3 protein-coding genes are annotated in these 3,221 nt (G+C 69.1%); all 3 read right to left on the bottom strand.

The annotated features are described in order from the left end of the window. Positions 1-124: 124 nt before the first annotated feature. Positions 125-1,267, bottom strand: coding sequence for an acetyl-CoA C-acyltransferase (locus G6027_RS15065; RefSeq protein WP_182637882.1), 1,143 nt, complete (start codon positions 1,265-1,267; stop codon positions 125-127). Positions 1,268-1,340: 73 nt separating this feature from the next. Then, positions 1,341-2,546 carry an acyl-CoA dehydrogenase family protein gene (locus G6027_RS15060; RefSeq protein ID WP_182637881.1) on the bottom strand — a complete coding sequence of 402 codons (1,206 nt, stop codon included), beginning with the start codon at positions 2,544-2,546 and terminating at the stop codon, positions 1,341-1,343. Between the two features lie 18 nt (positions 2,547-2,564). Continuing rightward, on the bottom strand, positions 2,565-3,221 hold a 657-nt coding region (locus G6027_RS15055; RefSeq protein ID WP_182637880.1), incomplete at its 5' end, for an SDR family oxidoreductase.

Below are 3,221 nucleotides of genomic sequence, written 5' to 3'. Positions count from 1 at the left end.
TTGCAACAACCGTATGAAACCGCCCTCGACCGATACGTGCGGAACGCTCTTGTCGACGCGAGAACACCGCGACCCCGGACCTCCGTGAGGGAGGCCGGGGCCGCGGGGGACGACCGGAGTCGGATCAGAGCAGTTCGATGATGGTGGCGTTGGCCTGGCCGCCGCCCTCGCACATCGTCTGCAGGCCATAGCGGATCCCGTTGGCCTTCATGTGATGGACCATGTCGGTCATGATGCGGGCGCCGGAGCCACCGAGCGGGTGACCGAGAGCGATCGCACCACCGTTGGGGTTGAGCTTGGCCGGGTCGGCACCGGTCTCGGCGAGCCATGCCATCGGCACCGAGGCGAAGGCCTCGTTGACCTCGTACACGCCGATGTCGTCGATCGACAGTCCGGACTTCTCCAACGCCTTGGCCGTGGCGGGGATCGGAGCGGTGAGCATGATGACCGGGTCGTCACCGGCGAGCGTGGCGGTGTGGACGCGGGCGATCGGGGTGCAGCCGTACCTGGCGGCCGCCTCCTCGCTCATCACCAGGATCGCCGCCGAGCCGTCGGAGATCTGCGAGGCGTTGCCGGCATGGATCACGCCGTCGGACTTGAACGGGGTCTTGAGACCGGCCAACCCCTCGACGGTGCTGCCGCGGCGGATGCCCTGGTCGGCGTCGAAGACTCCGTCCGGGGTGGTCACGGGGACGATGTGCCCGGCGAAGAACCCGGCGTCCTGCGCGGCGGCGGCCTTCTCGTGCGAGGCCACGGCGAACTCGTCGAGCTGCGTGCGGGACAGGCTCCACCGCTCGGCGATCATCTCGGCGCCGACACCCTGGTTGGGCATGGTGCCGTCGTAGCGGCCCAGGAAGTCCTGCCCGTACGGGAAACCCTCGCCGGTGATCGAACTGCCCATCGGCTGACGGGTCATGGACTCGACGCCGCCGGCCACCACCACGTCGTGGTACCCGGACTCGACCACCGCGACGGCGAAGCTCAGCGCCTGCTGCGACGACCCGCACTGGCGGTCGATGGTCACGCCGGTGACGGTCTCGGGCCACCCGGCCGAGAGCACCGCGGTGCGCGCGATGTCTCCGGTCTGCTCGCCGGCCTGGGTCACGCACCCCCAGATCACGTCCTCCACGATCCCCGGGTCGACCCCGGCGCGCTCGACCAGAGCGTTCAGCACCTTGCCCGACAGATCGGCCGGATGCACCCCGGCCAGTCCACCCTTGCGCTTGCCCACCGCGCTACGCACGGCTTCCACGATCACTGCACCCATCTGCGTGTCCCTCTCTCGAACGGTAGGTATCCGGTCTCGATCGACCGGGCCTTGTCAGTGTTGCGCATCACAGTCAGCCGACGTACGGCGGAGTCCGCCTGAGCTCGCCGCGCGCGACGGTGCGGCGGTGCACGGCATCCGGGCCGTCGACGATCCTCAGCGCCCGCGCCCAGGCGTAGAAGTACGCCAGGGGCGTGTCGTCGGAGACGCCCGCGCCGCCGAAGACCTCGATCGCCCGGTCGATCACGGTGCAGGCGACCTGCGGCGCGATCACCTTGATGGCGGAGATCTCGAACCGGGCCTCCTTGGCCCCGACGGTGTCGATCATCCACGCGCAGTGCTGGACCTGAAGGCGTGCCTGGTCGATCTCGATGCGGGAGTTGGCGATGTGCTCCTGCACCACGCCCTGCTCGGACAGGTACCCGCCGAAGGCGTGGCGCGACTTGGCGCGGTCGACCATCAGGGCCAACGCCCGCTCGGCCATCCCGATGGCGCGCATGGCGTGGTGGATGCGGCCCGGCCCGAGACGGGCCTGGGCGATCGCGAATCCGGCGCCCTCCTCGCCGAGCAGGTTCTCGACCGGCACCCGGACGTCCGAGAAGACGAGTTCGCAGTGACCGTGCTGGTCCTGGTAGCCGAACAGCGGGAGGTTGCGCTCGATGGTGAGCCCCGGGGTACCGCGCGGGACCAGGACCATCGACTGCTGACGGTGAGTCTCGGCGGACTCGTCCGTCTTGCCCATGACGATGAAGATCTCGCAGCGTTCGTCGGCCACGCCCGTGATCCACCACTTGCGGCCGTTGATCACGTACTCGTCGCCCTCGCGGCGGATGACGGTCTGGATGTTCGTCGCGTCCGACGAGGCCACGTCGGGCTCGGTCATGGCGTACGCCGAGCGGATCGTGCCCTCCTTGAGCGGTTCGAGGTACGCGGCCTTCTGCTCATCGGTGCCGAACAGGTGGAAGGTCTCCATGTTCCCGGTGTCGGGCGCCTGCGAGTTGATGGCCTCGGGGGCGATCACGGGCGACCAGCCGGAGATCTCCGAGACCGCCGCGAACTCGAGGTTGGAGATGCCGGACCACTCCGGAAGGAAGAGGTTCCACAACCCGCGTCGGCGTGCCTCCGCCTTGAGCTCCTCCATGACGGGCGGGTGCTCGTGGTCGCCGTGCGTGCGCAGGTACTCGGCCCACACCGGCTCGGCGGGGAACACATGCTCGCGCATGAACTCCCACATGTTCTCCTGCAACTCCTGGCTGCGTTGACTGTGCGCGAACTCCATGGGTGATCTCCTGTGGGTCTAGTGAAGGGTCATTCCGCCGTCGACGGTGAGGGTCGACCCGGTGATGAACGACGAGGCGTCGGAGGCGAGGAAGAGAAGGGCGGAGTCGAGCTCCGGTTGCAGGCCGAGCCGTCCGAAGATCGTGCGCCCGGTGATGTCGGCGAGCATCGTCTCCGGGATCTCAACGGTCATCTCGGAGGCGAAATACCCGGGGGCGAGCGCGTTGACGCGGATCCCACGCCGGCTCCCCCACTGCGCCGCGAGGTCCCGGGTCAGCCCCAGGACGGCCGCCTTGGAGGCCGAGTAGGCGGCCTGCGGGGCGAATCCTGCGGTCAGACCGAGGACGCTGGCCACGTTGACGATGCTCGACCCGGGTTCCATCACGGCCGCGCACTCCTTGGCCGCCCAGTAGGCACCGTGGAGGTTGACGTCCACCACGCCCCGGAACTGCTCGGGTGTCTCCTTGAGCGCGGGCACCGCAGTGCCGATTCCGGCGTTGTTGACCAGGATGTCGATCCGCCCGTGGGAGTCCATGGCAGAGCGGACCATCGCGGCACACGCCTCGGGGTCCGCGACGTCACAGGCCACCGTCGAGGCCGTACCACCGGCCGCGCGGAGCTCCTCGGCGAGGGCGTCGAGGCGCTCCCGTCGGCGGGCGGCCAGGACGACCGTCGC

This window comes from Dietzia sp. SLG310A2-38A2, from assembly GCF_014145095.1.
In the GTDB taxonomy this organism is placed as follows: Bacteria; Actinomycetota; Actinomycetes; order Mycobacteriales; family Mycobacteriaceae; genus Dietzia.
This window is presented reverse-complemented; position numbering and strand designations above follow the sequence as displayed.

Bases quoted from the DNA above. Each gene is read 5' to 3' on its own strand.
- G6027_RS15060 (WP_182637881.1), bottom strand. From the start codon at position 2,546: ATGGAGTTCGCGCACAGTCAACGCAGCCAGGAGTTGCAGGAGAACATG.
- G6027_RS15065 (WP_182637882.1), bottom strand. From the start codon at position 1,267: ATGGGTGCAGTGATCGTGGAAGCCGTGCGTAGCGCGGTGGGCAAGCGC.